Annotated in this window: 22 protein-coding genes and 4 pseudogenes; 15 read left to right on the top strand and 11 right to left on the bottom strand. The window is 69.6% G+C overall.

What is annotated here, in order from left to right:
* Positions 1-66 precede the first annotated feature (66 nt).
* The 6 genes from OG609_RS12040 to OG609_RS12015 all read left to right on the top strand — a co-directional run bounded on the left by OG609_RS12040 (position 67) and on the right by OG609_RS12015 (position 7,105).
* Entirely contained in the window at positions 67-1,842 is a 1,776-nt protein-coding gene (locus OG609_RS12040) for an ABC transporter substrate-binding protein (protein ID WP_327272800.1), read from the top strand.
* A gap of 145 nt (positions 1,843-1,987) precedes the next feature.
* Positions 1,988-2,989 (top strand): ABC transporter permease, encoded by a 1,002-nt coding sequence (locus OG609_RS12035; protein WP_327278018.1) that lies wholly within the window; start codon positions 1,988-1,990, stop codon positions 2,987-2,989.
* Entirely contained in the window at positions 2,986-4,086 is a 1,101-nt protein-coding gene (locus OG609_RS12030; protein ID WP_327272799.1) for an ABC transporter ATP-binding protein, read from the top strand. Before OG609_RS12035 ends, OG609_RS12030 begins: the two co-directional genes overlap by 4 nt.
* 35 nt (positions 4,087-4,121) lie before the next feature.
* Positions 4,122-5,306, top strand: coding sequence for an ABC transporter ATP-binding protein (locus OG609_RS12025; protein WP_442818072.1), 1,185 nt, complete (start codon positions 4,122-4,124; stop codon positions 5,304-5,306).
* Between the two features lie 18 nt (positions 5,307-5,324).
* The gene (locus OG609_RS12020) at positions 5,325-5,996 is read left to right on the top strand and encodes a trimeric intracellular cation channel family protein (protein WP_327272797.1); all 672 of its coding nucleotides are present in this window, start codon (positions 5,325-5,327) and stop codon (positions 5,994-5,996) included.
* A gap of 242 nt (positions 5,997-6,238) precedes the next feature.
* Positions 6,239-7,105, top strand: coding sequence for a thioesterase family protein (locus tag OG609_RS12015; RefSeq protein WP_327272796.1), 867 nt, complete (start codon positions 6,239-6,241; stop codon positions 7,103-7,105).
* 154 nt (positions 7,106-7,259) lie between these two features.
* Here OG609_RS12015 and OG609_RS12010 read toward each other — a convergent pair whose 3' ends face one another.
* The 3 genes and pseudogenes from OG609_RS12010 to OG609_RS46180 all read right to left on the bottom strand — a co-directional run.
* A complete protein-coding gene (locus OG609_RS12010) occupies positions 7,260-7,697 on the bottom strand; it encodes a hypothetical protein (protein ID WP_327272795.1) in 438 nt (145 codons plus the stop codon).
* Positions 7,694-12,010 carry a DNRLRE domain-containing protein gene (locus OG609_RS12005; protein WP_327272794.1) on the bottom strand — a complete coding sequence of 1,439 codons (4,317 nt, stop codon included), beginning with the start codon at positions 12,008-12,010 and terminating at the stop codon, positions 7,694-7,696. The genes OG609_RS12010 and OG609_RS12005 overlap by 4 nt, the downstream gene beginning before the upstream one ends.
* 297 nt (positions 12,011-12,307) lie before the next feature.
* Positions 12,308-12,481 (bottom strand): annotated as a pseudogene (locus OG609_RS46180) (IS5/IS1182 family transposase); the annotation flags it as partial.
* Between OG609_RS46180 and OG609_RS11995 the strand changes: the two are divergent.
* From OG609_RS11995 to OG609_RS11985, 3 genes and pseudogenes are all read left to right on the top strand, one after another.
* Positions 12,465-13,319: pseudogene (locus OG609_RS11995) on the top strand (cysteine desulfurase family protein); the annotation flags it as partial. The pseudogenes OG609_RS46180 and OG609_RS11995 sit on opposite strands and share 17 nt — an antisense overlap.
* A pseudogene (locus tag OG609_RS11990) lies at positions 13,277-13,426 on the top strand (thioesterase family protein); the annotation flags it as partial. The pseudogenes OG609_RS11995 and OG609_RS11990, both read left to right, overlap by 43 nt.
* 52 nt (positions 13,427-13,478) lie before the next feature.
* Positions 13,479-14,483 carry a helix-turn-helix transcriptional regulator gene (locus OG609_RS11985; RefSeq protein WP_327278017.1) on the top strand — a complete coding sequence of 335 codons (1,005 nt, stop codon included), beginning with the start codon at positions 13,479-13,481 and terminating at the stop codon, positions 14,481-14,483.
* Positions 14,484-14,514: 31 nt separating this feature from the next.
* On the opposite strand, the gene OG609_RS11980 is transcribed toward OG609_RS11985, so the two are convergent.
* Entirely contained in the window at positions 14,515-15,420 is a 906-nt protein-coding gene (locus tag OG609_RS11980) for a DUF2199 domain-containing protein (protein ID WP_327272793.1), read from the bottom strand.
* A gap of 359 nt (positions 15,421-15,779) precedes the next feature.
* On the opposite strand from OG609_RS11980, the gene OG609_RS11975 reads away from it, so the two are divergent.
* Positions 15,780-16,949 (top strand): cysteine desulfurase family protein, encoded by a 1,170-nt coding sequence (locus OG609_RS11975; protein ID WP_327272792.1) that lies wholly within the window; start codon positions 15,780-15,782, stop codon positions 16,947-16,949.
* A gap of 21 nt (positions 16,950-16,970) precedes the next feature.
* Here the strand turns inward: OG609_RS11975 and OG609_RS11970 are convergent, their stop codons facing one another.
* Positions 16,971-17,651, bottom strand: a complete 681-nt coding sequence (locus tag OG609_RS11970) for an N-acetylmuramoyl-L-alanine amidase (RefSeq protein WP_327272791.1) — start codon at positions 17,649-17,651, stop codon at positions 16,971-16,973.
* 61 nt (positions 17,652-17,712) lie between these two features.
* On the opposite strand from OG609_RS11970, the gene mnmA reads away from it, so the two are divergent.
* Complete coding sequence (gene mnmA / locus OG609_RS11965; protein ID WP_327272790.1) at positions 17,713-18,840, top strand: tRNA 2-thiouridine(34) synthase MnmA; 1,128 nt, start codon at positions 17,713-17,715, stop codon at positions 18,838-18,840.
* 259 nt (positions 18,841-19,099) lie between these two features.
* Here the strand turns inward: mnmA and OG609_RS11960 are convergent, their stop codons facing one another.
* The gene (locus OG609_RS11960) at positions 19,100-19,411 is read right to left on the bottom strand and encodes a hypothetical protein (RefSeq protein WP_327272789.1); all 312 of its coding nucleotides are present in this window, start codon (positions 19,409-19,411) and stop codon (positions 19,100-19,102) included.
* Between the two features lie 153 nt (positions 19,412-19,564).
* On the bottom strand, positions 19,565-20,320 hold the full coding sequence (locus tag OG609_RS11955; protein ID WP_327272788.1) for a dienelactone hydrolase family protein: 756 nt from the start codon (positions 20,318-20,320) through the stop codon (positions 19,565-19,567).
* A gap of 66 nt (positions 20,321-20,386) precedes the next feature.
* Between OG609_RS11955 and OG609_RS11950 the strand changes: the two are divergent.
* A pseudogene (locus OG609_RS11950) lies at positions 20,387-20,557 on the top strand (IS630 family transposase); the annotation flags it as partial.
* A 64-nt stretch (positions 20,558-20,621) separates the two neighbouring features.
* On the opposite strand, the gene OG609_RS11945 reads toward OG609_RS11950, so the two are convergent.
* Positions 20,622-20,816, bottom strand: a complete 195-nt coding sequence (locus tag OG609_RS11945) for a DUF397 domain-containing protein (protein WP_327272787.1) — start codon at positions 20,814-20,816, stop codon at positions 20,622-20,624.
* Positions 20,817-20,828: 12 nt separating this feature from the next.
* Positions 20,829-21,683 carry a helix-turn-helix domain-containing protein gene (locus tag OG609_RS11940; RefSeq protein ID WP_327272786.1) on the bottom strand — a complete coding sequence of 285 codons (855 nt, stop codon included), beginning with the start codon at positions 21,681-21,683 and terminating at the stop codon, positions 20,829-20,831.
* A gap of 282 nt (positions 21,684-21,965) precedes the next feature.
* Here OG609_RS11940 and OG609_RS11935 point away from each other — a divergent pair, with 282 nt between their 5' ends.
* Positions 21,966-22,430 (top strand): ATP-binding protein, encoded by a 465-nt coding sequence (locus tag OG609_RS11935; protein WP_327272785.1) that lies wholly within the window; start codon positions 21,966-21,968, stop codon positions 22,428-22,430.
* A gap of 78 nt (positions 22,431-22,508) precedes the next feature.
* Here OG609_RS11935 and OG609_RS11930 read toward each other — a convergent pair whose 3' ends face one another.
* A complete protein-coding gene (locus OG609_RS11930) occupies positions 22,509-23,309 on the bottom strand; it encodes an alpha/beta fold hydrolase (RefSeq protein ID WP_327272784.1) in 801 nt (266 codons plus the stop codon).
* 95 nt (positions 23,310-23,404) lie between these two features.
* Positions 23,405-23,740: a DUF427 domain-containing protein gene (locus tag OG609_RS11925; protein ID WP_114246801.1), complete on the bottom strand. Its 336-nt coding sequence runs from the start codon at positions 23,738-23,740 to the stop codon at positions 23,405-23,407.
* A gap of 110 nt (positions 23,741-23,850) precedes the next feature.
* On the opposite strand from OG609_RS11925, the gene OG609_RS11920 reads away from it, so the two are divergent.
* A complete protein-coding gene (locus tag OG609_RS11920; protein ID WP_327272783.1) occupies positions 23,851-24,390 on the top strand; it encodes a TIGR00730 family Rossman fold protein in 540 nt (179 codons plus the stop codon).
* Between the two features lie 33 nt (positions 24,391-24,423).
* The gene (locus tag OG609_RS11915; RefSeq protein WP_327272782.1) at positions 24,424-25,113 is read left to right on the top strand and encodes an SDR family oxidoreductase; all 690 of its coding nucleotides are present in this window, start codon (positions 24,424-24,426) and stop codon (positions 25,111-25,113) included.
* The last annotated feature ends 2 nt before the right edge of the window (positions 25,114-25,115 follow it).

The raw sequence follows: 25,115 nt of genomic DNA, 5'->3' as shown, positions 1-25,115 counted from the left end.
GTGGCTCTTCCCATGGTTCTCCGGCAAGCAATGGCCTGGGACCGCGATCTCGGAGGTTGCGAGAAAATGTCCACAGTTACCTCGAAACGACGGCTCACCGCTGGTGCGGCCCTCGTGGTCGCGGCGCTGATGACCACCACGGCGTGCGGCGGCGGCGGCGACGACGGCGGCAGCGGCAGCAAGGCGAAGGGCGCCGGCTTCAACGCGGCGTTCAACAAGGTCGCCAACGCGTCCACCAAGAAGGGTGGAACGCTGAAGATGGTCGGCAAGCAGGACCTCGACTCCGCCGACCCCCAGCGTGCCTACTACGGCATGGCCTGGGACTTCATGCGCTTCTACACCCGCCAGCTGGTCACGTACGACACCAAGCCGGGCGCCGCCTCCACCAAGCTGGTCGGCGACCTCGCCACCGGCCCCGGTGTGATCTCGGACGGCGGCAAGACGTACACGTACAAGCTGCGTCCCGGTATCACCTGGGAGGACGGCTCGCCGGTGACGTCCAAGGACGTCAAGTACGGCATCGAGCGCATCTGGGCGACGGACACCATCACCGGTGGCCCGCAGTACCTGATGCAGACGCTGGACCCCAAGCACGAGTACAAGGGCCCGTACAAGGACACGTCCGCGGACAAGCTCGGTCTGAAGGCGATCGAGACGCCCGACGACAACACCGTCATCTTCAAGCTGCCCAAGCCCAACGGTGACTTCGAGCAGTTCCTCGCCATGCCGTCCGGCTCGCCCGTGAAGGCGTCGGAGGACACCAAGGCGAAGTACACCCAGCGGCCGTTCTCCTCGGGCCCGTACAAGTTCGAGTCGTACAAGCCGGGCAAGAGCATCGCGCTCGTCCGCAACGACAAGTGGGACAAGTCCTCGGACCCGGTCCGTGCCGCGCTCCCGGACAAGGTCACGGTGACGATCTCCGCCAACCTGGAGGAGAACGACAAGAAGCTGATGGAGGGCGACTACGACGTCGACCTCAACGGCACCGGCATGACCCAGTCCGGCCGTGTGACCGCCATCCAGGACCACAAGGACAGCGTCGACAACATGCAGACGTCCTTCGTCCGCTACGTCGCGCTCGTCCACACGGCGAAGCCGCTGGACGACGTCCACTGCCGCAAGGCCGTCTTCTACGCCACGGACTTCGCGGCCCTGCAGCAGACCCGCGGTGGCGAGATCGCCGGTGGTGCGATCGCGAACAGCACCCTCCCGGTCTCCATCAAGGGTCACAGCGACTACGACCCGTACGGTGTTCTCGCCCGCAAGGGCAAGCCGGACGCAGCCAAGGCCAAGGAAGAGCTGAAGGCGTGCGGCCAGCCGAGCGGCTTCTCCACCAAGCTCACCGCCCGTAACAACAACCCGGGTGAGGTCGACGTCGCCGAGGCGATGCAGGAGCAGCTCGGCAAGGTCGGCATCAAGATCGAGGTCGACCCGATCGACGGCGCCGAGTCCTCCAGCATCACCGGTTCGCCGTCCGTCGTGAAGAAGCGCGGCTACGGCATGACGATGAGCGGCTGGGGCCCGGACTTCCCGTCCGGCCAGGGCTTCGGCCAGCCGCTGTGGGACAGCCGGTTCCTGTCGGAGACAGGTAACTACAACGAGTCGCAGCTCAAGGACCCGAAGATCGACAAGCTCTTCGACAACGCGATCGCGGAGACCGACCCGGTCAAGGCCGGCGAGATCTACAAGCAGCTCGACAAGCTGATCCTCGACCAGGCCGACTGGATGCCCTTCATCTACGAGAAGAACATCACCTGGCGCGGTAAGCGACTGACGAACGCCTACATGTCCGACGCCTACAACGGCCGTTACGACTACGTCTCGCTCGGCGTCGTCAAGTAATCGCTGTAGTCAACAGCATGTGCAGTCAACCCGGTTGACTGCTCCACCGCCGCCGAAACCCGCCAGTCCGAAGGGCAGGTGATGGCCCGGGGCGGTGGCCGGGAGCCCCCACAAGGGGTTCCCGGCCACCGGCGGGCCGCGCACAGTGCTTGCTTATCTCATCCGGCGCCTGTTCGCCGTAGTCATCATGGTGCTCGTCGTACTGCTCGCGACCTTCACCATCTTCTTCATGCTGCCCAAGTGGGCGGGTCAGGACGTCGCCGTCCTCTTCGCCGGCAAGGCCACGGGTGCCGAGCAGCTCGCGGGCATCCGGATCAAACTGGGTCTCGACGACCCCCTCCTCGTCCAGTTCTGGGACTTCGTCAAGGGCATCCCGATGGGGCGCGACTACGCGAACGGTGACGACGTCACCCACTGCGCCGCGCCCTGCTTCGGCTACTCCTTCCGCACCGAGGTCCCGGTCTGGACCACCCTCAAGGACGCCCTGCCCGTCACCGGCGCGCTCGCCGCCGGTGCCTGTGTCCTGTGGCTCCTCGGCGGTGTCGCCACCGGTGTCGTGTCCGCGCTCCGGCGCGGCAGCATCTGGGACCGTGCCGCGATGACCACCGCCCTCGCCGGCGTCTCCCTGCCGATCTTCTTCACCGGCATGGTCGCGATGGGCCTGTTCGTGCACAACCTCGGTTGGGTGCACATCGCCGACAACCTCTCCACGGACGACGGCATAGGCACCTGGTTCCAGACACTGATCCTGCCGTGGATCGTGCTCGCCTTCCTGAACGCCGCGATGTATGCCCGGCTCACCAGAGCCACCATGCTCGAAGTGCTCGGCGAGGACTACATCCGCACCGCCCGCGCCAAGGGTCTGGGCGAGGGCACCGTCATCACCCGGCACGCCCTGCGTTCCGCGATGACGCCGATCCTCACCGTCTTCGGTCTCGACATCGGCGTGCTCCTCGGTGGCGCCGTCCTCACCGAGTCCACGTTCAACCTGCCGGGGCTCGGGCTCGCGGCGGTCCAGGCCATCAGCAACAAGGACCTGCCCGTGATCCTCGGCGTCACACTGTTCGCGGCTCTCGCGATCGCCGTCGCCAACCTCGTCGTCGATATTCTGTACGCCGTCATCGACCCGCGAGTGAGGCTGGGATGACCGAACTGCACAAGAGCGGTGCCGCGCTGGGCGAACCTGCCCCGGCCGGCTCGCCCGCTCCCACCGCCTTCCTCGAAGTGCGCGACCTCAAGGTGCACTTCCCGACCGACGACGGTCTGGTCAAGTCCGTCGACGGGCTCAACTTCCAGCTGGAGAAGGGCAAGACCCTCGGCATCGTCGGCGAGTCCGGCTCCGGCAAGTCCGTCACCTCGCTGGGCATCATGGGCCTGCACACCGCCGGCCAGTACGGCAAGCGCAAGGCACAGGTCTCCGGCGAGATCTGGCTGGACGGCAAGGAACTGCTGTCCGCGGACCCGGACGAGGTGCGCAAGCTGCGCGGCCGCGACATGGCCATGATCTTCCAGGACCCGCTGTCCGCGCTGCACCCGTACTACACGATCGGCAAGCAGATCGTGGAGGCGTACCGCGTCCATCACGACGTGGACAAGAAGACCGCCCGCAAGCGTGCGATCGAGATGCTCGACCGGGTCGGCATCCCGCAGCCCGACAAGCGCGTCGACAGCTACCCGCACGAGTTCTCCGGCGGAATGCGCCAGCGCGCGATGATCGCCATGTCGCTGGTCAACAACCCCGAGCTGCTGATCGCCGACGAGCCGACGACCGCGCTGGACGTGACCGTCCAGGCACAGATCCTCGACCTGATCCGGGATCTGCAGAAGGAGTTCGGCTCCGCGGTCATCGTCATCACCCACGACCTGGGCGTCGTGGCCGAGCTCGCCGACGACATCCTGGTGATGTACGGCGGGCGCTGCGTCGAGCGCGGACCGGCCGAGAAGGTGTTCTACGAGCCCCGGCACCCCTACACCTGGGGTCTGCTGGGCTCGATGCCGCGCCTCGACCGCGACCAGACCGACCGGCTCATCCCGGTCAAGGGTTCCCCGCCGTCGCTCATCAACATCCCGTCGGGCTGCGCCTTCAACCCGCGCTGCCCGTACGCGGATGTACCCAAGGACGACGTGACCCGCACCGTACGGCCCGAGCTGCAGGAGGTCGGCAGCCGGCACTGGGCGGCCTGCCACATGTCGCAGGAGCAGCGGGAGCGTATCTGGACCGAAGAGATTGCGCCCAAGCTGTGAGCGAGGACAAGGCCGTGACGAGCGAGGACAAGGGCGTGGACGTTCCGGCGCAGAGGCCTGCCGGGGGCGGCGGGACGGTCAAGGACGCGGTCTCCCGCGAAGTGCTGCTCAAGGTGACCGGACTGCAGAAGCACTTCCCCCTCAAGAAGGGGCTGCTGCAGCGCAGCGCCGGTGCGGTGAAGGCCGTCGACGGGATCGACTTCGAGGTGCACTCGGGCGAGACCCTGGGCGTCGTCGGGGAGTCCGGCTGCGGAAAGTCGACGATGGGCCGGCTGATCACCCGGCTGCTCGAACCCACCGCGGGGGAGATCGAGTTCGAGGGGAGGGACATCACGCACCTCGGCGTCGGCGCCATGCGCCCGATGCGCCGCGACATGCAGATGATCTTCCAGGACCCGTTCTCCTCGCTGAACCCCCGGCACACGATCGGCACGATCGTGTCGGCCCCCTTCAAGCTGCAGGGCGTCACGCCCGAGGGCGGCGTCAAGAAGGAGGTGCAGCGGCTGCTGGAGGTCGTGGGTCTCAACCCCGAGCACTACAACCGCTATCCGCACGAGTTCTCCGGCGGCCAGCGCCAGCGCATCGGCATCGCCCGCGCGCTCGCGCTCAACCCCAAGCTGGTCGTGGCGGACGAGCCGGTGTCGGCGCTGGACGTCTCGATCCAGGCGCAGGTCGTGAACCTGCTCGACGACCTCCAGACCGAGCTCGGCCTGACCTACGTGATCATCGCCCATGACCTCTCGGTCGTACGGCACGTCTCGGACCGGATCGCGGTGATGTACCTCGGCAAGATCGTGGAGCTGGCGGACCGCGAGTCGCTCTACAAGGCGCCGATGCACCCGTACACCAAGGCGCTGCTCTCGGCGGTCCCGATCCCGGACCCGAAGCGCCGCTCGGCCAAGAGCGAGCGCATCCTGCTGAAGGGCGACGTGCCGTCGCCGATCTCGCCGCCCAGCGGCTGCCGTTTCCACACCCGGTGCTGGAAGGCGACGCAGGTCTGCAAGACGCAGGAGCCGCCGCTGGTCGCGCTGAAGACCGGGCACCAGGTGGCCTGCCACCACCCGGAGAACGCGCCCGACCAGGTACCCGGCGAGACGGTGACGGCGGCGGCGCGCGAGGCGATCGAGATCGTCACGGTGCAGAAGCCGGAGGCCGACGAGACCGCCGCGGATGACGGCGTCACATCGTCCGATACGCCGGAGGACAGCCCGAAGGAGTAGTACCGGCACAATTGCCCGGTGCTCAACGAACTGTTCACGCCCTCCGTCCAGCATGCGCTCGACATCGTCGGAATCTTCGTCTTCGCGATCTCCGGCGCTCTGCTCGCCGTACGCAAGAACTTCGATGTCTTCGGCATCGCGGTACTCGCCGAGGTGACCGCGCTGGGCGGGGGGCTCTTCCGTGACATCGTCATCGGGGCGGTCCCGCCCGCGGCGTTCACGGATCTCGGCTACTTCACCACCCCGCTCCTCGCCGCCGGCCTGGTGTTCTTCCTGCATCCGCACGTCGAACGGATCCAGGTGGGCGTCAATGTCTTCGACGCTGCCGGCCTCGGGCTGTTCTGCGTCACGGGCACGGTCAAGGCGTACGACTACGGCCTCGGCCTCACCGCGTCGGCGGCCCTGGGGCTGGCCACCGCGGTCGGCGGCGGTGTGCTGCGCGACGTACTGGCCAATGAGGTGCCTTCGCTGCTGCGCTGGGACCGAGACCTGTACGCGGTACCCGCGATGGTCGGCGCCACCATGATCGTGCTGTGTATCCGCTTCGGCACGCTCAACGCGTTCACCAGCGGCACCGCGGTCATCGTGGCCTTCGTGCTGCGGCTGCTGGCGATGCGCTACCACTGGCGGGCCCCGCGCGCCTACAACCGGCGGTCGGCGACGGCCGAGGAGGGCCCCGCGGCCACCTGACGCGACTTCGCGCCTGCCCACGCACAGGAGGAATTACGAGGGCGGGGCGCGGATCAAGGGCCGACTGCCGAGGCCGCTGTTCGCCGGGTACCACGGCACGGGGCCGCGCGACCTGGTACGCGAGGGGCGCTGCGGCGGGGCTTCGCGAGGTGGGCCGGGAAAGGGTTCCGCACCGTGCGCCGACATCTTCCGGGCATCTAAAAGCTACCGCTTAGTAATACAATCGGTGTACGGTGCATCGCATGGCACAGGCAGCAGCGCAGACGGCTCAGGCCGCGCAGGTAACCATCGGGAACAGCGAGTTCGACCGCGACACCGCCGTCACCCTTCGCGAGGAAGGCGTCTACGACGCCGAGCTCTCCGCCGGATGGACGATCATCCAGGCCGTCAACGGCGGTTATCTGCTGGCCGTGCTCGGCCGTGCGCTCGGTGAGGCCCTGCCGCACCCCGACCCCTTCTCGGTCTCCGCGCACTACCTCACCGCATCCGTCCCGGGCCCCGCGGTGATCCGCACCCAGACGGTCCGAACCGGCCGCACCCTCTCCACCGGCCAGGCCTCCCTCTTCCAGTACGCGGAGGACGGCACCGAGGTCGAGCGCATCCGCGTCATCGCCACCTACGGCGATCTGGACGCACTGTCCGACGAGGTACGCACATCGGCGAAGCCGCCGGCCATCCCGCCGCTGGAGCACTGCCTCGGCCCGAGCGACGGCCCGGCCCCGATCCCCGGCAGCTCCGCCATCACCGAGCGGCTCGACATCAAACTCGACCCGGCGACGATCGGCTGGGCCGTCGGCGCCCCCTCCGGCAAGGGCGAGATGCGCGGCTGGTTCGGCCTCGCGGACGGCCGCGACGCCGATCCGCTCTCGCTCCTGCTCACCGTCGACGCGCTGCCGCCCACCTCGTTCGAGCTGGGCCTCAAGGGCTGGACGCCGACCATCGAACTCACCACCCACATCCGCTGCCGCCCCGCCCCCGGCCCGCTGCGCGTCTCCATCACCACCCGCAATCTCGCGGGCGGCTTCCTGGAGGAGGACGCGGACGTCTGGGACAGCGCGGACCGGCTGGTGGCCCAGTCCCGCCAACTGGCGCGAGCACCGCGCGCATAGCGGTGTGGAGCGGCAGGAGGAGGAGGACGGGTGAAGCCCTGTGCCAGGAGCCCGAACAGCCGGGAGGCAGCGAAAGGCTGAGCAGGTCCGATCACGGCTGCGGGCCCCGCCGGGCGGCTGCCCCGGCGGGGCCCGCAGCCCTCATCGCGTGTTCTCAGTCGTTTTCGCTCAGGACGACTCTGTACTCGTCGTCGTAGCCGTTGTCCTTCAGCAGGAGTGACAAAGCGGCGCGCTCACCGGTGAAGCGGACGTCGACGGTGCTCTCCTTCTCGCCCAGGAGGAAGTGGGCCGTGACCGGGTGCTGGGCGGCCTTGCCCCAGCGGGTCACCCAGCGTTTCGCGTCGCCCTTCGAGCCTTTGTCCTCCGCCGCGAGATCGGCCAGGCCGCCGACGTCCCGGGCCTTGAGCCGCGCCAGGACCTGTTCCGTGATGGAGAGGCTGCCGGGGGTGGGGCGGCCGGTGACCGTCAGGTCGAGCTCGGAGGTGCCGTTCCTGACGCGGTCGGGCGTCTTGTCCGTGTTCAGGGCGTCACACCCGCCGAGGACCAGCACCGCTGCTCCCATCAGGCCGACCGCCCCGTATGCCCGCCTCAACTGCGCTTCCCCGGACGGATGATGCTGATGGCACTGAGATTCTTGTTGCGCTTGAACCACTGGTTCAGTGTCGTGTGGGCGGCTGTGCCGTGCTGGGTGATGTTGATGTTGCCCCCCTTGGCGGACGTGACCACTCCGGTGTGGTTCCACTTCTTGGACGATCGGTAGTAGCCAAAGATGATGTCGCCCGGACGGGCGTCGTATCGCGAGATCTCCCGGCCGCCCCGGTGGTTCTTCAGGTGCTGGCGCAGGTTGGCTGCGGCGGCCCAGGTGTAACTGTCGAGGCGGATTGGGCCGATGTTGTTGCGGAACCAGCGTGAGGCATTCTTGCGACCGCCCTTGCGCTGCTGCATCTTTCCGCCCCAGTGCAGCGCCTTGGAGACGAAGTTCGCGCAGTCGGTGCCATAGTCCCACTTGATTTTGACGTTGCGCTTGGCCCAGGTCACGGTGCCCGAGTGGTTGGGAGCGGCGCGCAGCGCGCCGGGCGCTCCGGCGGCGGGCACGGGCTCGTCGACGGGCATGCCGTCGGCGTCCAGCTCGATCGGGAGGGTCTCTTCCTCGCCCGTCGGGATGTCGTCGATGCTGTCCTCGGCGGGAGGGGCGACGGTGGCGTCCCGCACGGCGTCGCCCGTCGACGGCAGGGTGACTTCGACGGCTGCGTCGTCGGCCTCTTGGCGCAGGACGCCGCCGTTGAAGACGAAACGGCCGGGCAGTTCGCCTTCTTCCGGTTCCTGGGTGCCGTCGGTGTGGGTGAGCACGCTGTGCTCGGCGAGGGTGCCGCGTACCACCACGGAGTTGTCGGGGCCGGGGCCGGTCAGGACGTTGTCGAACGTGCTGGTGACCTCGGTGAAGCGACGGTTGTGGCGGGCGTATGCCTCGCGGCGGTCGGCCAGATCAGGCAACTGCTCGGCGAGCAGGTCCCGGAACATGGCGCCGTTCGGGCTGCTCGTGGTGGCCTGCTCGATGGTCGTGTGGGCGCCCTTGAGGACACCGGCGCGCGCGGCGAGGTAGTCGCGGACGGCCTTGACGTAGCGCTCCTGATCGGTCACGGCGACGGGCTTCGCGGTCGAGGACCGGGTTGGCCCGGAGGTGCCGAAGGCCGAGGTTGCGGTGACTGTCACGGTGTGGTCGGCGCCGTTGGTGAGGGTGTCGAAGACAGCGCGGGTGTCCTGCGTGGTGGTGCGGGCGACCTCGGAGGCGCCTTGGTGGACGGTCACGGTGTAGGTGAGAGTGTCTGTCGCGGCGCCGGGGTCGTTCGGCGGGTTCCAGGTGGCCAGCAGACCGTGGTCGGCCGGGACGGCCTTGACGTTCTCGGGGCTGCCAGGGGCGCCGGAGGGGATGTAGGACACCGTCAGGACCGGGCGCAGTGCCAGATCGGCGGCGCGCGAGGAGTGGTAGACGATTCCGGGGGCGGCGGTTTTCTCGTCGCCGAGCTGGAGGCTCAGGCCGTGGTTGTCTGTGCCGGCCAGCCAGTCCGCGACGAGCGAGCCGAGATTGAGGTCACTGAGCGTGGCGGGGAGTTCGTCGTCGTTGAGGAGCGGCTCTTCGTTGGCGGCGGTGGCGAGCTCCTGACCGCTGAGGGAGGCGTCCCATGCCTCGGCGAGGTCGAGGACGGTGGCTGCGGGTTCGGCGCAGGTGCTGCTGTCGTCCGTGCAGTCGGCCCGGTGCAGTTTCAGTCGGGCGTCGGTGATCCGGGCGCCGGCGGGAAGGGCCGACAGATCGGCGTGGAGCCAGCTGCGCCAGGCTGTGCCGCCGGGGGTCCCGACGCGCAGGGTGCCGTCTTCGACGGCTGCGCACGGGGTGCCGCCGCAGTCGGCGTCGCCGACGGGTGCGGTGGCGTCGCGCAGGGCGGCGCCGGATATGTCGACGGTGCGGACCTGTGGGGCCGGTATGGCGGCGGGTGTCTTGGCAGTAAAGGTGCGCTTGGCCGTCCACGGAGAGCAGGCCGCGTCACCGCAGGCCCGCATCGCCCACTGGTAGGCGCGTCCGGGCACCAGCGTGCCCTCGGGGATCATCGTGGCGACGCGGTTGCCGCTGTTCTCGAAAGACGGCGGCAGTTGTACGTTGCCCATGGCCGAGCCGGCGGCGTCGAACAGCGTGAATTCGCCGCGCACGTATGCGCGGTTGCCGGCTGTCAGCACACCGGACAGCAGGGGTGTGGTTGTGTGCTCAGCGCCTTCCTGGAGCGCGGTCGGCACGTCCGGGACGGGCAGGACGGTCGGCTTGGGACCGACGCCGAACTGGTGGGCGGTCACGCCGGACAGCAGGCCGGCGGAGTCCACGGTGCGGGCGTTCAGGGTGTGCCAGCCTTTGGCGGGCTTGATCTTGACGGTCTGCGGCTTGCCGCCGGTGCCGGCGGGGTCGTTGACCTGCTGCGGGGTGTTGGGGTCGTCGAGGCCCCACAGGTAGCCGCGGCCGTCGGTCGACGTGGTGGTGAGGGTGCAGCTGATCTCGCCGGTCCTGTCGGTCCACTGGTCGCGCGGGAAGCCCTCGCAGCTGATCTGTGGCGCGGCGGGATTGGCGGTGTTCACCCGGAACGGGAGGTAGGCGCTCCAGGGGCCGTACGCGGAGCCGTCGTACGCGCGGGTGCGCACGCGGTAGCCGAACGCGCCGAGCTTCTTGTCGGCGGGCAGGGCCAGCTTGGCGGTGCCGCCGGAGGCGACGGCGCCGCTGGTACCGGTCCAGCTGTAGGCGCCGGCGTCGTTGAACGCCGGATCCGCGGTGACCTCGAACTGGGCCCGCACCGTGCCGCCGTCGGGGTCGGCGACCTTCGCGGCGAAGGTCGGCGTCAACGAGGTGGCGTACGTGCGCTTGTTGAAGGTGTTGTACGAGGACGGGGAGAGCGCGACGGCGGTCGGCGCTCCCGGCGGGTTGTTGTACGTCACCGACAGGACGGGCACGTTCTTGGCCGCGTTGCGGGAGTTGAAGCGCTTCCAGGCGAAGGAGTCCTTCTCGTCCGTCGCCCGGATGCCGAGCGTGTTCTCGGCGTTCGCGTTGGACGCCCAGGCCCGGGCCAGGGTGGTCACATCGGCGGCGACCCAGCCGTCGTCACAGCCCGCGCCGAAGCCCTTGGTCTGGCTGGACGTGGCCCACTTGCGGTTCCAGTTGGGCTGGTTGGTCCAGCGGGTGGCGGTGGTGGGCGTGCTGGTGTCCCAGACCTCCCAGTCGCGGGCCTGGCAGGACCACGAGTGGTGGTTCCACAGCTTCAGCGTCGCCGACGTGACGTCCTTGCCCTTCACCGGCTTGGTGTCGAAGCGGAGAAAGGACCGCGCGACCTGTCCCGAGCCGTTATTGCCGAGCTTGAGTTCGGTGGCGGTGGACTGGTCGGTTCCGTAGCCCTCCTGGACGAAGGTGGTGAACGTGGTGAGCAGGTTGACCGCCGGGTCGACGGTGACGGGGAACTGCGTGGCCGGATCAGCGAGGAACGCGGCGTCGGGGGTGAGCGCGAGGTCGACCCGGTCGCCCTCCTGCGTCACCTCCATGGCGACGGGCGCGCGGTGCGGATGTTCCCCGGAGCGTACGTCGGCGCGCGCGTCCCACATCACGGGAGCGGGCAGGATACCCGCGGGCTTGCCGGTCTTGCTGTCGGTGAAAGCCACCCCGCCGTCGCTGTCGGCCTTGGCGGTCAGGCCCTTGGCCGTGAGCGTCATCCGCAGAGCGTCCGCGCCGTCAACGGCCTGGCGGGACTTGAGGACGAGGAACTGCTCGAAGCCGGTACGGGTGGCCGAGACCACGAGGTCGGCGTACGGCAGCGCATCGGGGTAGGTGGCCCGGGTGCCGGCGATGCGGGGCGCGGTCAGCGCACCTCGCCAGCCCAGCTCGACGCGACTGCCCTCTGGCGAGGTCAGCGTCACCAGCGGCGTCGAGGCGGCGACCGGCTCCGCGGCCCGCAGTCGACGGGTGGCCGGTTCGTCGGCCCGTGCGGGGGTGGCCCCACCGAGAGTGAGGCCCAGCGGGTGCGCCTTCGCCTCGACCGTGCCGTCGGCTGCCTTGGCAAGATTGATGTCGACCGCGGTCCACGAGCCGTCGGCGTTCCGGAAGCGGACTGGGCCGGCGGCCTGGTCCTCGGTCAGGGTGCCGCTCGGGTCGGCCCACAGGGTTCGGGTCTCGGTGCGTTCCCCTACGACCTCGACGCGCTTGCCCTCCAGGCGTGCGCGAAGCAGCGCCGAGGTGACGTCGTCCTGAGGCCGCGGTGTGCCTGTCGGACGCGGGGCGGTGGCCGCTGCGAGCGCGGCGGCTGGAGCCGCCACATCGACGGCCAGAAGGCCGGCGAGCACCAGACCGGTGGTCGCGAACCACCTGGATCCGGACATGGCTGTGCTGAACAAGAAGAATCCCCTCCCGTAAAAAAGAAGTCAAGAACTTGTAAAGATATTGGGGCTTCCTGCTTCATGATCGAGTCAAGGGTCCCGAACCGGACGGGCCTAAAGTCCTGTGCCCTGACAGCGATGCAGGTGGAGGGGGCGGGAGGGTGCATGAACAGTTCAAAGCGGTGGGACTCCGCCCCCGAGTCCATTCCGCTCCCGGGCCGGATTCGGCCACCTGCCCGCCCAGGGGGATACCGATCAATGAGTCTTTGTCAGAAACAGATCATGACGTTGCGTGATTGATCAGATGGTGCGGCCGTACTCGAGCTGGAGCAGAACGAGGGCTACGGCGGCGATTCTCGTGATGCGACTGGGGTCGGGGCTGACCCTGCGCAGGGCCTTGAAGCCCCACAGCACGCTCGTACAATCGAGCCCACCATGGCTTACCTCGACCACGCCGATGCTTCCGGAGGCGATCGCGGCGATGACCGCCCAGCTCGCCGTCACCGGTAACGCGTCCTCACTGCACGCCGCCGGGCGCCGGGCCCGCCGTACCGTCGAGGAGTCGAGAGAGACCCTCGCCGATGCCCTCGGCGCACGCCCCAGCGAGGTGGTCTTCACCTCCGGAGGCGCCGAGGCCGACAACCTCGCGGTGAAGGGGCTGTACTGGGCCCGCCGCGCTGCCGACCCCCACCGCACCCGGGTGCTGGCCAGCCCCGTCGAGCACCACGCGGTGCTGGACGCCGTCGACTGGCTCGCAGAGCACGAGGGCGCGAACGTCGAATACCTCCCCGTCGATCCGTACGGACGCGTCCACCTGGACGCACTGCGCGAGGCGATCCTCCGTAACCCCGACGATGTCGCGCTGGTCACCGTGATGTGGGCCAACAACGAGATCGGCACGATCATGTCGGTGCGTGAACTGGCCGACGTGGCCCGTGAGTTCGACGTACCGATGCATGCCGACGCGGTGCAGGCGTTCGGGCAGCTGGAAGTCGACTTCGCCCGGTCCGGCCTCGCCGCGATGACGGTCAGCGCGCACAAGATCGGCGGACCGTTCGGCATCGGCGCGCTGCTGCTCGGCCGCGAGTACACCCCCGTGCCCGTGCTCCACGGCGGCGGCCAGGAGCGGCACGTCCGCTCGGGCACCCTCGATGTGCCCGCCATCGCCGCCTTCGCCGTCGCGGGGCGGCTGGCCGCCGACGGGCGCGAGGAGTTCGCCCACGAGATCGGCGGACTCCGCGACGACCTGGTCGCGGCCGTGCTGGCGGCCGTTGCCGCCCCGCCCCCGGCCCGCTGCGCGTCTCCATCACCACCCGCAATCTCGCGGGCGGCTTCCTGGAGGAGGACGCGGACGTCTGGGACAGCGCGGACCGGCTGGTGGCCCAGTCCCGCCAACTGGCGCGAGCGCCGCGCGCATAGCCGCACGGGAGCGGCGGGCGGGGCGCGGAGGGCCAGGGGGGAAGCTGGTGGAGTGAAATCCGACCGGCTGCTCTCGATCCTCCTGCTGCTCCAGACCCGCGGCCTCGTGCCCGCCACCGAGCTCGCCGAGCGCCTCGAAGTCTCCGTACGCACCATCTACCGCGACATCGAGGCACTCTCCGCCTCCGGTGTCCCCGTCTACGCCGAGCGGGGGCGGCACGGCGGTATCGCGCTGCTGCCGGGATTCCGTACGGACGTCACCGGGCTCACCGCCGACGAGGCGCGCGCCCTCTTCGTTCTCGCCGCTCAGGGAGCCCATGCCGCGCTCGGCCTCGACGCGGCGCTCGGGTCCGCGCTGCGCAAGGTGATGGCGGCCCTGCCCGCACCGCACCGGCCCGCCGCCGAGCTGACCAGCAGAAGGATCCTGGTCGACCCGGTGCGCTGGATGAGCGGCCCGCAACCGGTCGTCGATGTCGCCGAACTGCACGACGCCGTGTTCGCCGACCGGCGGTTGCGGCTGAGCTACCGGCACAGCGGCACGCGGACCCCACGCACCTACACGGTCGATCCGTACGGCCTCGTCGTGAAAGCGGGCGTCTGGTACCTGGTGGCGGACCGGGACGGTGTGCCGCGGCTGTTCCGGGCGGACCGGGTGCAGCGGGCCACCCTCACCGACGATCCCGTTGTGCGCCGGCCGGGAGTGGAACTGGCCGATCTGTGGGACGCACTGCGCAAGCAGGTCGAGGAACGGCCCGGAGGTGTACGGCTGCGCGTGCGCGTGCGCCGTTCCCGGCTCGATCTGTTCGTACGCCTCCACGCCGGGGCCCTGACCGGGGAACCGTGGCCCGAGGAGCAGGGGGAGCGGGCGTCGGCCGAGGGGCAAGGGGATTGGGTGCGGGCCGAGTTGGCCGTGGACTCGGTGGAGTGGGCCCGCTCCCTGCTCTCCTTCGGCCCGAACCTCGAAGTGCTCTCGCCACCGGAGGCGCGGACCGTTCTCGCCCGTCACGCGGCGGCGGTCGTGGCGCTGTACGGGGAGGCGGATGCGGAGGGCGGGTGAGACTCCGGGGCCCGAGGGCCCTTCTTTCGGATCAGGAAGGACCGGCCCAGTCGAGGGACCGCCAGACCTGCTGGGCCCAGGCGAGGTCGGCGGGGTCCTCGTGGGTGCAGAAGACCCCGGCGCCGGTGCCGGAAGCCGGTACCGCGAAGCCGTAGAACTCGTACCTCTCCCGGCCGTGGTCGTCCGGGGTCAGCCAGAAGGCGTGGCGGAGGCCGCCGGGCAGAGGCTCGGTGAGCCGCTGCGCGGGAAGCTTGTCGGGGGCGCCGACGAGCAGTGCGGAGAGGAAGTCCTCGGGGGTACGTTCCGGGGTGTCGTCGGTGAACACGGTCACGGCCGCGCTGCGGTCCGGCCCGTTGAACTGGTCCGTTCCTTCGGTGAACCGGGCGGTGAGGCCCGCAGTGCGGACGACGGACCAGCGGTCGCCGAGGCCGGTGCGGACGTCGACGGGGAGCTGGTGCGGGAAGCGGCTGAGGACGTGGTCCCGGTCCCAGGTGTCTTCCAGGACGCGGGCGGCTGTCGGGTGGTGGCCGGCGACGAGGTAGGGCAGCTCCTCAGGGTCGGCGACCCGGGCGGTGAACGGGGCGCCCAGCAGGTCGTCGCCCCAGGGACGAATCTTGTTGGAGAGCCTCCCGCTGAAGGCGAGATCCGCGTAACTGTGGTCCTCCCACAGGTCGTGGGCCTTGCGGAGGGTGGCCTCGTCGACCTCCAGCCATATGCCCAGGACCAGCTCGGTCTCGTGCGTCAGCCGGACGGGCAGCAGACAGCGGATGAAGGAGCCGATGCCGTCCACCCGGAGCAGCGCGGAGGGGCCGAGCCGATGCCGGGCCTCTTCGGGTGCGGTGAGGGCAGCGTCGGGCAGGTTGAATCCGACGTCGATGCGCCGCTCGTCCGTAAGGGAGTCGCCGCAGCAGGAACAGGAGGGCAGGTGGCTGGTCACGCCGCCAGCCTAGGTAGAGGGCGCACCGCCCCGACGCCCGGGGGCGCCCCTCGGGGCGGCTCACCCAACGCCCACCCGGCCGCAAGGTGATCCGAAGGAATCGTCCTAGGCGTCCGCACCGTCCAGCCAGTGCCGTCTGCCGAGGGTGACCAGTCTCAACCGGCGGCGGGCCACCTCGGCCACCTTCTGCTCGCCGTCCGGCGGAACGGCCCGCACCGGCGGTCTCCGCCGACGCCGTCCCTGACCGGATCGGGCTCCGGATCGGGGCCCGCGACCGAGTGCCGTGTCCGGTGCGCGGGGACCAGCATGCGATGCGCCCGGCATGCGCCCCGCCGCAGGCTCGTAGAATCGAGCCCACCATGGCTTACCTCGACCACGCCGCGACCACGCCGATGCTTCCGGAGGCGATCGCGGCGATGACCGCCCAGCTCGCCGTCACCGGTAACGCGTCCTCACTGCACGCCGCCGGGCGCCGGGCCCGCCGTACCGTCGAGGAGTCGAGAGAGACCCTCGCCGATGCCCTCGGCGCACGCCCCAGCGAGGTGGTCTTCACCTCCGGAGGCACCGAGGCCGACAACCTCGCGGTGAAGGGGCTGTACTGGGCCCGCCGCGCTGCCGACCCCCACCGCACCCGGGTGCTGGCCAGCCCCGTCGAGCACCACGCGGTGCTGGACGCCGTCGACTGGCTCGCAGAGCACGAGGGCGCGAACGTCGAATACCTCCCCGTCGATCCGTACGGACGCGTCCACCTGGACGCACTGCGCGAGGCGATCCTCCGTAACCCCGACGATGTCGCGCTGGTCACCGTGATGTGGGCCAACAACGAGATCGGCACGATCATGTCGGTGCGTGAACTGGCCGACGTGGCCCGTGAGTTCGACGTACCGATGCATGCCGACGCGGTGCAGGCGTTCGGGCAGCTGGAAGTCGACTTCGCCCGGTCCGGCCTCGCCGCGATGACGGTCAGCGCGCACAAGATCGGCGGACCGTTCGGCATCGGCGCGCTGCTGCTCGGCCGCGAGTACACCCCCGTGCCCGTGCTCCACGGCGGCGGCCAGGAGCGGCACGTCCGCTCGGGCACCCTCGATGTGCCCGCCATCGCCGCCTTCGCCGTCGCGGGGCGGCTGGCCGCCGACGGGCGCGAGGAGTTCGCCCACGAGATCGGCGGACTCCGCGACGACCTGGTCGCGGCCGTGCTGGCAGCCGTCCCCGACGCCGTCCTCGGCGGCGACCCGACGCCGGGCGGGCGGCTCCCCGCCAACGCCCACTTCACCTTCCCCGGCTGCGAGGGCGACTCCCTGCTCCTGCTGCTGGACGCCCAGGGCATCGAATGCTCCACCGGCTCCGCGTGCACCGCGGGGATCGCCCAGCCGAGCCATGTCCTGCTGGCCACCGGCACCGACCCGGACCTGGCCCGCGGCACCCTGCGCTTCTCGCTCGGCCACACATCCACCAAACAGGACGTCGACGAGGTGGCCCGCGCCATCGGCCCGGCGGTGGAGCGGGCACGGACGGCGGGCCTCAGCTGAACCGGGCGGTCGGCCCCGCTGTCACCGGGCGCCCGCCGCCCGCACCAGCTTCAGATACCGGTCCCAGTCCCAGTGCGGACCCGGATCGGTGTGGTCCGTGCCCGGCACCTCCACATGCCCGATGATGTGCTCGCGGTCCACCGGCATCCCGTACCGCCCGCATATGGCCGCCGTCAGCCGCGCCGACGCCCCGTACATCGCCGCCGTGAAGTCCTGCGGACGGTCCACGAACCCCTCGTGCTCGATGCCGACACTGCGTTCGTTGTACGACCTGTTCCCCGCGTGGAACGCCACATCCAGCTCACGGATCATCTGCGTCACATGGCCGTCCTTGCGCACCACATAGTGCGCCGCCGCCCCGTGTCCCGGGTCCTGGAAGACCTTCACAGCGCCTCGGTAGCTGCCCTGGGTGACATGGATGACTACCCGGTCGATCGGGTAGTCGGCGGGGCGGTCGGCCCGCCGCCAGTTCGCCGGGGACGCCGATATCCACTCGGCCCGCGCGTAGTCCACCTCGCCCGGCGTGCGGGGCTTGTCCACCCCGGGCAATCGCCACCAGGCGCGCTCCAGCTTCTCCCGCGCCAGCGCGGCCGCGCCCACCGCCGTGACGGCAGTGCCGATCAGCAACCCGCGGCGGCTGATGCCGTGCCCGGACTTCGCCCCCGCGGAGCCCTTGGCGCCCGCCGTCCCCTTGGTCCCCATGTGTTCCACAACGCATATCCGCGAGCGTTCGGTTCCCGGCGCCCCGTACTCTGGTGGAGCTATGACTGAGACTTCCCAGCGCCCCCTCCGTGTGCTCGCCGCCATGTCCGGCGGTGTCGACTCCGCCGTCGCCGCGGCCCGTGCCGCCGAGGCGGGCCATGACGTGACCGGTGTGCACCTCGCCCTCTCCGCGAACCCGCAGTCCTTCCGTACCGGAGCGCGCGGCTGTTGCACGATCGAGGACTCCCGCGACGCGCGCCGCGCCGCGGATGTCATCGGCATCCCGTTCTACGTCTGGGACCTGGCGGAACGCTTCCGCGAGGACGTCGTGGACGACTTCATCGCCGAGTACGAGGCCGGGCGCACCCCCAACCCGTGTCTGCGCTGCAACGAGAAGATCAAGTTCGCCGCGCTGCTCGACAAGGCCCTCGCCCTCGGCTTCGACGCCGTGTGCACCGGCCACTACGCCACCGTCGTACTGAACGAGGACGGCAGCCGCGAGCTGCACCGCGCCTCCGACATGGCCAAGGACCAGTCGTACGTCCTCGGCGTCCTGGACGAGAAGCAGCTCGCTCACGCGATGTTCCCGCTCGGTGACACCCTCACCACCAAGGACGAGATCCGTGCCGAGGCCGAGCGCCGGGGCCTCGCCGTCGCCAAGAAGCCCGACAGCCATGACATCTGCTTCATCGCCGACGGCGACACCCAGGGCTTCCTGGCGAGCCGGCTCGGCACGGCCGAGGGCGACATCGTCGACGAGTCGGGTACGAAGGTCGGCACCCACGAGGGCGCCTTCGGCTTCACCATCGGCCAGCGCAAGGGCCTGCGCATCGGCCACCCCGCCCCGGACGGCAAGCCGCGCTACGTCCTGGACATCTCCCCGGTGAACAACACGGTGACGGTCGGCCCGGTCGAGTCCCTCGACGTCACCGCGCTCACCGCCATCAAGCCCCGCTGGTGCGGCACCGCCCCGGCCGGCCCCGGCACGTACACCGCCCAGCTCCGCGCCCACGGCGGCGAGACCGAGGTGACGGCGGAACTCGTCGACGGGACGCTGCACGTCACCTTCACCGAACCGGTACGGGGCGTGGCCCCCGGCCAGGCGGTCGTGCTGTACGACGGCACCCGCGTGGTCGGCTCGGCGACGATCGCGACGACGGCGCGGCGGGAGACGGCTCCGGCCGGCTGATCGCCCCGGCTGACCGGCCTCGGCTGACCGCCGGGGCCGACACTGCCGGGGCGGCCGTCATAGGCCGCTGCTGCGGACCGTCCGCATGTGATGTACGTACGACGGGGTCCGCCTCCCCGTTCCGCCGGGGGCCGACAGATGATCGACGCTGTCCGCTACCTGGTCGACAACGGCATCAAGTGGCGGGTGATGCCTGCGGGCTTCCCCGCCTGGTACCGCGCAGTTCACTGCCCTGCGCGAAATGGGGCTGCTGCGCCACTCAGCTGCCGGGACCCTGCGGATAGGTGTGAACGATGTACGCCCAGCGTGCTGCGCCCACTGCCAGAAAGATCAGTGACGGCGCCAGCCACCAGCGGCTGAGCGTCCGCTGCCGCACGGGGAGCAGGGCGAGCAGGGAGGTGATGACGCCGAGCGTGATCAGCAGCGCTGACGCGAACTCGATACCCGTCAGCGTCTGTTCGTCCCAGGCCGCTTGCGGCTGAGTCGCAAGTGCGCCGTAGGCAACGTAGGCGTTGAGCAGGTTCGCGAGGATGAGGATCACTCCCCAAGGCCCTCGCAGCAGGCCGGTCACTTCAGGGCGCTCCTCGCATCGTCCAGATTCTTGTCGAAGCCACGGCCGTAGGCCTGGGCGTTGTCATCCTGCCAATAAGGGCCACTGTTATAGCGGGCGGCGAGTTCCTGGCGCTGCTGAGCCAGAAATGCCGTAGTGACCGGTAAGCGCTGGTCAGCGGGTGGCCGAGCTTGGACTGACCAGATCCTCCGTCACGGGCAGGCACTCGGCGAGCAGGTCGACGACGTCGCGCCAGGCTCGCTGCGCGTGCCGTGGGTGGTAGCCGACGCCGGGGACCACGGGGTGGTCGACCGGCGGGTGGTGGAAGGCGTGCAAGGCGCCGCCGTAGACCGCGAGGCGCCAGTCGACGCCCGCGGCCTGCATCTCGGCGGTGAACGCGTCCCGTTGCGAGGGCGGCATGATCGGGTCTTCCGACCCGACCCCGGCCCACACCGGGCAGCGAATGCGCGCCGCCTCGCCCGGTCGGCCCGTGGTAGTTGCGTTGACTGTCCCGATCGCGCGCAGGTTGACGCCATCGCGCCCGAGTTCCAGCGCGATGGCGCCCCCGGTGCCGTAGCCGACGGCGGCTATCCGATCGGGGTCGGTCCGCGGTTCGGTGCCCAACACGTCGAGCGCCGCATGGCCGATGCCCCGCATCCGGTCGGGATCGGCGAGCAGCGGCATGCAACGGGCCAGCATCTCCTCGGGGTCACCCAAATAGCGCCCGCCGTGAAGGTCGAAGGCCAGCGCTACATATCCCAGCTCAGCGAGAGCATCGGCCCGGCGGCGCTCGACGTCGCTGAGCCCCATGCCCTCTGGTCCGAGCAGCACCGCGGGCCGGCGGTCGACACCGGCCGGGAGCGCGAGATGCCCGATCATCGTCAAACCGTCGGCCGGGTACTCGACCGTACGCGTTGTAACCGTCGTCATGAGACTGGACCGTAGCGATCGTCGAGCCCGGTCGGGCCGGTGTTCACCGCTGGCAGAACAGCGCGGGTGTCGCGGATCTGGCGGACCTTCGGCCTCAAACCGCACCTGGTGGACACCTTCAAACTGTCCAAGGACCCGCAGTTCATCGAGAAGGTCCGCGACGTCGTCGGCCTGTACCTGGACCCGCCGGAGCGGGCGATCGTGCTGTGCGTGGACGAGAAGTCCCAGATACAGGCAGACTTCTTTGCTTGCTGGCGGAACATCCCCGCGCGGGCGTCCCACGGCAGTGGCTGTCTCTCGTTCAGCCGAAGCCCACCTTGCTGGACTTCAGTCCGAGTACAAGCGCACGGAGTGTGGCCCGGTCCGTCGTGACGATGCGTTCCGGGCTCTCGCTCTCGCGGATCGCGACATCTTCGCCCTCTAGTGCAGCAACTTCGATGCAGTTGTTCCCTCCTGCGTCGGAGAACGATGACTTCAACCAATGCAGGCCGGACACGTGAGACACCTCTTACAGTTCTCTGACTACTGAGCGGATGAAATCCCTGGACTTCACGGGAGTCAACGCCACCTTCTCGACCATGTCCAGCCTGGTGCGAAAGTTCGCCAGTTGCGTGGGTGAGTCGATGAAGACTGCTCCCGTGGGTGAGTCCAACTGCACTGTGTCCAGATGCTGATTGGGAGCCTCCGCGTACAGGACGGATGAGTCGCCGAGGAGCGGGAAGCCGCCGGCTGCGAACGGGATGACGTGCAGCGTGACATTGGGGCGTTCACTCGCATCCAGCAGGTGCAGCAGCTGAGCGCGCGTGACGCCGAAGCCTCCGATCTGCATCCTGATCGCGGCTTCGTGGATCACGCCGGTGTACGGGATCGAGTGCTCTCCGGTGACCACGGCCTGGCGGGCCAAGCGGTGTGCCACGCGTAGTTCGATTTCGAGGCGCGGCATGGGTGGGACGAAGAGTTCGAAAATTGCGCGTGCGTGGTCCTCGGTATGAAACAGGCCGGGAAGGTGTGCGATCTGGACAGTTCGTAGGCGCACGGCGTAGTGCTCAAGTGCTGATACATCCAGAAAGCCCGGCGGGATCTTGCCCCGGTACTCCTCCCACCAGCCGGACTTCCGCCCACCAGTCAGTCCAGCCAGTGCGTCGATCAGGGACGAATCGTTGCATTCGTAGATGCTGGCGAGTCGACGCAGGCGCTCTTCGCTGATGCCGAAGCGGCCGGCTTCCACGTTGGAGATGACCGTGCGGTCGGTGCCCAGTAGGTCGGCCGCTGTAGGGGCGGTCATGCCTGCGCCTTCGCGCAGCCGCCGAAGTTCGATGCCGAATCGATGTTGCAGGATGGTTGGGGTCTGTCGCGGTGCCATGCGCCCTCTCCTTGGTTCGCGCACAGTGTGCCTATTCAGAGCCCAACCTTCTACCGAGTGCGGGAAGTTAACTCTTCGGAGTGACTTGGTAGCACGGTTATGAGCTTCTCTCTTGCCCTGTGATGCGTGCCACTCGCGCAGTCGATGGCGGAAGCGCACCGATCCACCCCGCCTACCCGGGAACGGCGGGCTCCGGATCGGCATTGCCACCGCCACCCCGACCGCAATCACTTGTGGCGCACGTCCACTTGAGACCACTCGCACGCACCCCAGGAGGTGCCCGTGAGGAACGAACCCACCCCCTACGCCCCGTACGCCCACCACCCCGTCCCCATTCCCTTCGCCGAACCCTGGAGTTACGAACTCGCCTTCCCCTGCGACCCGCGCAGCCCCCGCATCGCCCGTACGACCCTCCGGGCCATCCTCGGTGCCTACGAACTCGACGAACTCAGTTACCGCGCCGAGCTGTTGACGTCGGAGCTCACCACCAACTCCGTACGGCACACCAAGGGTCCGGCCGCCGTTCGGCTCCAGTGGCGGCACCCTGTGCTCCGGATCAGCGTCTGGGACATGAGCCCGGACCTGCCCAAGCCGTACGCCCCGCCCGCCGACCCCCACGCCGAAGCCGGGCGGGGCATGGCCATTCTCGAACTCGTCGCCGACCGCTGGGGCGGGTGTGCCATAGGGGAGGGGGCGTACGGGCCGGGCGGCAAGACCGTCTGGTTCGAGCTCGCGCTCGGCGTCTGAGCCTGCGGAGACGGCGCAGCCCCGCGCGGCCACGTCCGACCCCTGTACGGGCGTGGCCGAGCGGGGCGGACTGGGGGCTCAGGAAGCCTGGCGCGCGTACATGTCCCTGCCGAAGAACTCCGCCAGGACCGGAGCCATCGCCTGCGGCGCCAGTTCGCGTGTCTGACCTGTCAGGGTGCGGTGGCGGGCGCGGGGGAGGGTCTCCGCGAGGGCGCGGGTGGACTGGCGGGCGGGGGTGGGGCTGGAGCCGCCACAGATCACCAGGGTGCGGGCCGTGACGGAGGCGAACCGGGCGGCCGGGATCGCGCCGTTGCCGAGCAGTGCGTCGTCGTACGCGAGGGTGTGGGCCATCGCCACCAGGTCGCTCCACAGCGGGGCGCGGCGCATCCGGGCGATCATGTCGGCCGGTACGCCCGTCACGGAGAGGAACAGCTCGACGGCTCCCGCGCGGTCCCCGGTGGTCAGCAGCCGGTGCAGGCGGGAGGTGCAGCACGCCTTGTACTGCAGGCCCGAGGCGCTCGGTGTGTAGGGCGGTTCGTACACCGCCAGCAGGTCCACGGGGAGGCCGGCGGCCTGGGCCTCCAGGGCCAGCACGCCACCGGCTCCCGTGCCGAAGACCGAGGCCCGGCCGCCCACCGAGGTGACGAGCGCGGCCAGGTCCCCGATCTCGCGCTCCACCGCGTACGGCCCGCTGTCGCCGCTGGAGCCGCGGCCGCGCCTGTCGTACGTGACCACCTCGAAGTGCGGCGCGAGGAGGCGGGCGAGGGGAGCCTCGGTCGCCGCCGTGCTCAGTGCTCCGCCCACCAGGATCACCGGTGGTCCTTCACCCCGGCGCCGGTACGCGATCGAAGTGCCGTCGCGGGAGAGAGTCTTGTCCATGTGAAGGTTGACTGCGATGGCGCAGAAAAGTCATCGCTTCGGCTGGGATTTTTTTGAGATTCTTCAATTCCCCAGGACGGAACCGTGCTTGGCGATCAGTCGGAAACCGTCTCGGTGTCGTAGAAGCAGAAGTGGTCCTTGATCGCGGCGACTTCGGGCTTGGGTTCCGGATACGCCCAGACGAGATCCGCCGCGTCCGGCAGCGACCAGTAGGAGGCGTCGCCCTTGAACGGGCAGTGGGTATGGGTGTCCGAAGCCGTCAGGAGTTCCGTACGGACGTCCTCGGGCGGCAGGTAGTAGCGGACCGGACAGCCCGTCTCGCGCAGCACGAGCGGGCGCCGGCTCTCGGCGAGCACCTGCCCGTCGCGCACCACACGTACATGCTCGGTGCCCGGTTCGACGGTGATGACGTGGCCTTGTGTGGAAGTCATGTCTGGTACAGCCGTCTCGCGGGCCGATTTCTTCCCCTTTCTTCCCCGGCGCCGGCCGGTTCTCCACCCGGCCGCCCGGGAGTGTCCGTGGTGGCCTTTACGGTTGCTGCATGAAGATCTGTGTTTTCCTCTCCGCCGCCGACCTCGACGACCGCTACACCCGGCCCGCCCGCGAATTCGCCGAACTGCTCGGCAAGGGGGGACACACACTCGTCTGGGGCGGGTCGGAGAGCGGGCTGATGAAGGTCGTCGCCGACGGGGTGCAGGAATCGGGCGGCCGGCTGGTCGGGGTGTCGGTCGACTTCCTGGCCGCGAAGGCGCGTACCAATGCGGACGAGATGGTGATCGCGCGCGATCTCGCCGAGCGCAAGGCGCTGCTCCTGGAGAAGGCCGACGCGGTCGTGATCATGGTGGGGGGCACCGGGACGCTCGACGAGGCGACCGAGATCCTGGAGCTGAAGAAACACGGCAAGCACGACAAGCCGGTGGTCCTGCTCAACACGGCGGGCTTCTACGACGGGCTGCGCCAGCAGTTCCAGCGCATGGAGGACGAGGGCTTCCTGCCCCTCCCGCTGGCCGACCTGGTGTTCTTCGCGAAGGACGGCGTGGGCGCCCTGGCCTACCTGGAGGAGTGGTCCGGCCTCCGGTGAGGCGTCGGCGGGTGCGGGTGCGATCATGAGGGCATGTCCACTCATGTCATCACCGGCGCAGGCTCCGGCATCGGCGCAGCTGTCACCCGTCGTCTTCTGGAGCGCGGTGACGAGACCGTGCTGCTGGCCCGTGACGCGGGCCGCGCGAAGGAGCTGGCCGAGCTCCACCCCGGCGCCCGTACGCTCGTCGGTGACCTCTCCAACCCGGACCGGCTCTCCTGGGCGTTCGCCCAGCAGGCGATGCCGGAGCGGGTCGACTCACTGCTGCACATCGCGGGCGTCGTCGAGCTCGGCAAGGTCGGTGAACTCACGCCCAAGGCATGGCACTTCCAGCTCAACGCCAACCTGGTCGCACCCGCCGAGCTGACCCGGCTCTTCCTGCCGCAACTGCGCGTCGCCCAGGGCCATGTGCTCTTCGTGAACTCGGGCGCCGGCCTCGCGGCGCACGCCGAGTGGAGCGCGTACGCCGCGAGCAAGCACGGCCTGAAGGCGCTCGCCGACTCGCTGCGCCACGAGGAGCACGCGAACGGCGTCCGGGTGACGTCCGTCTATCCGGGGCGCACCGCCAGCCCCATGCAGGCCAAGGTCCACCAGCAGGAGGGCAAGGAGTACGACCCGTCCCGCTGGATCGACCCGGAGTCGGTGGCCACCACGATCCTGATGGCCGTCGACCTGCCGCGCGACGCCGAGGTCAATGACCTCACGGTGCGCCCCGGGCGCTGACC

Source organism: Streptomyces sp. NBC_01224, assembly GCF_036002945.1.
Taxonomy (GTDB): domain Bacteria; phylum Actinomycetota; class Actinomycetes; order Streptomycetales; family Streptomycetaceae; genus Streptomyces.
Note: the sequence above shows the minus strand (reverse complement) of the source record. Positions and strands in the feature narration are given on the sequence as shown.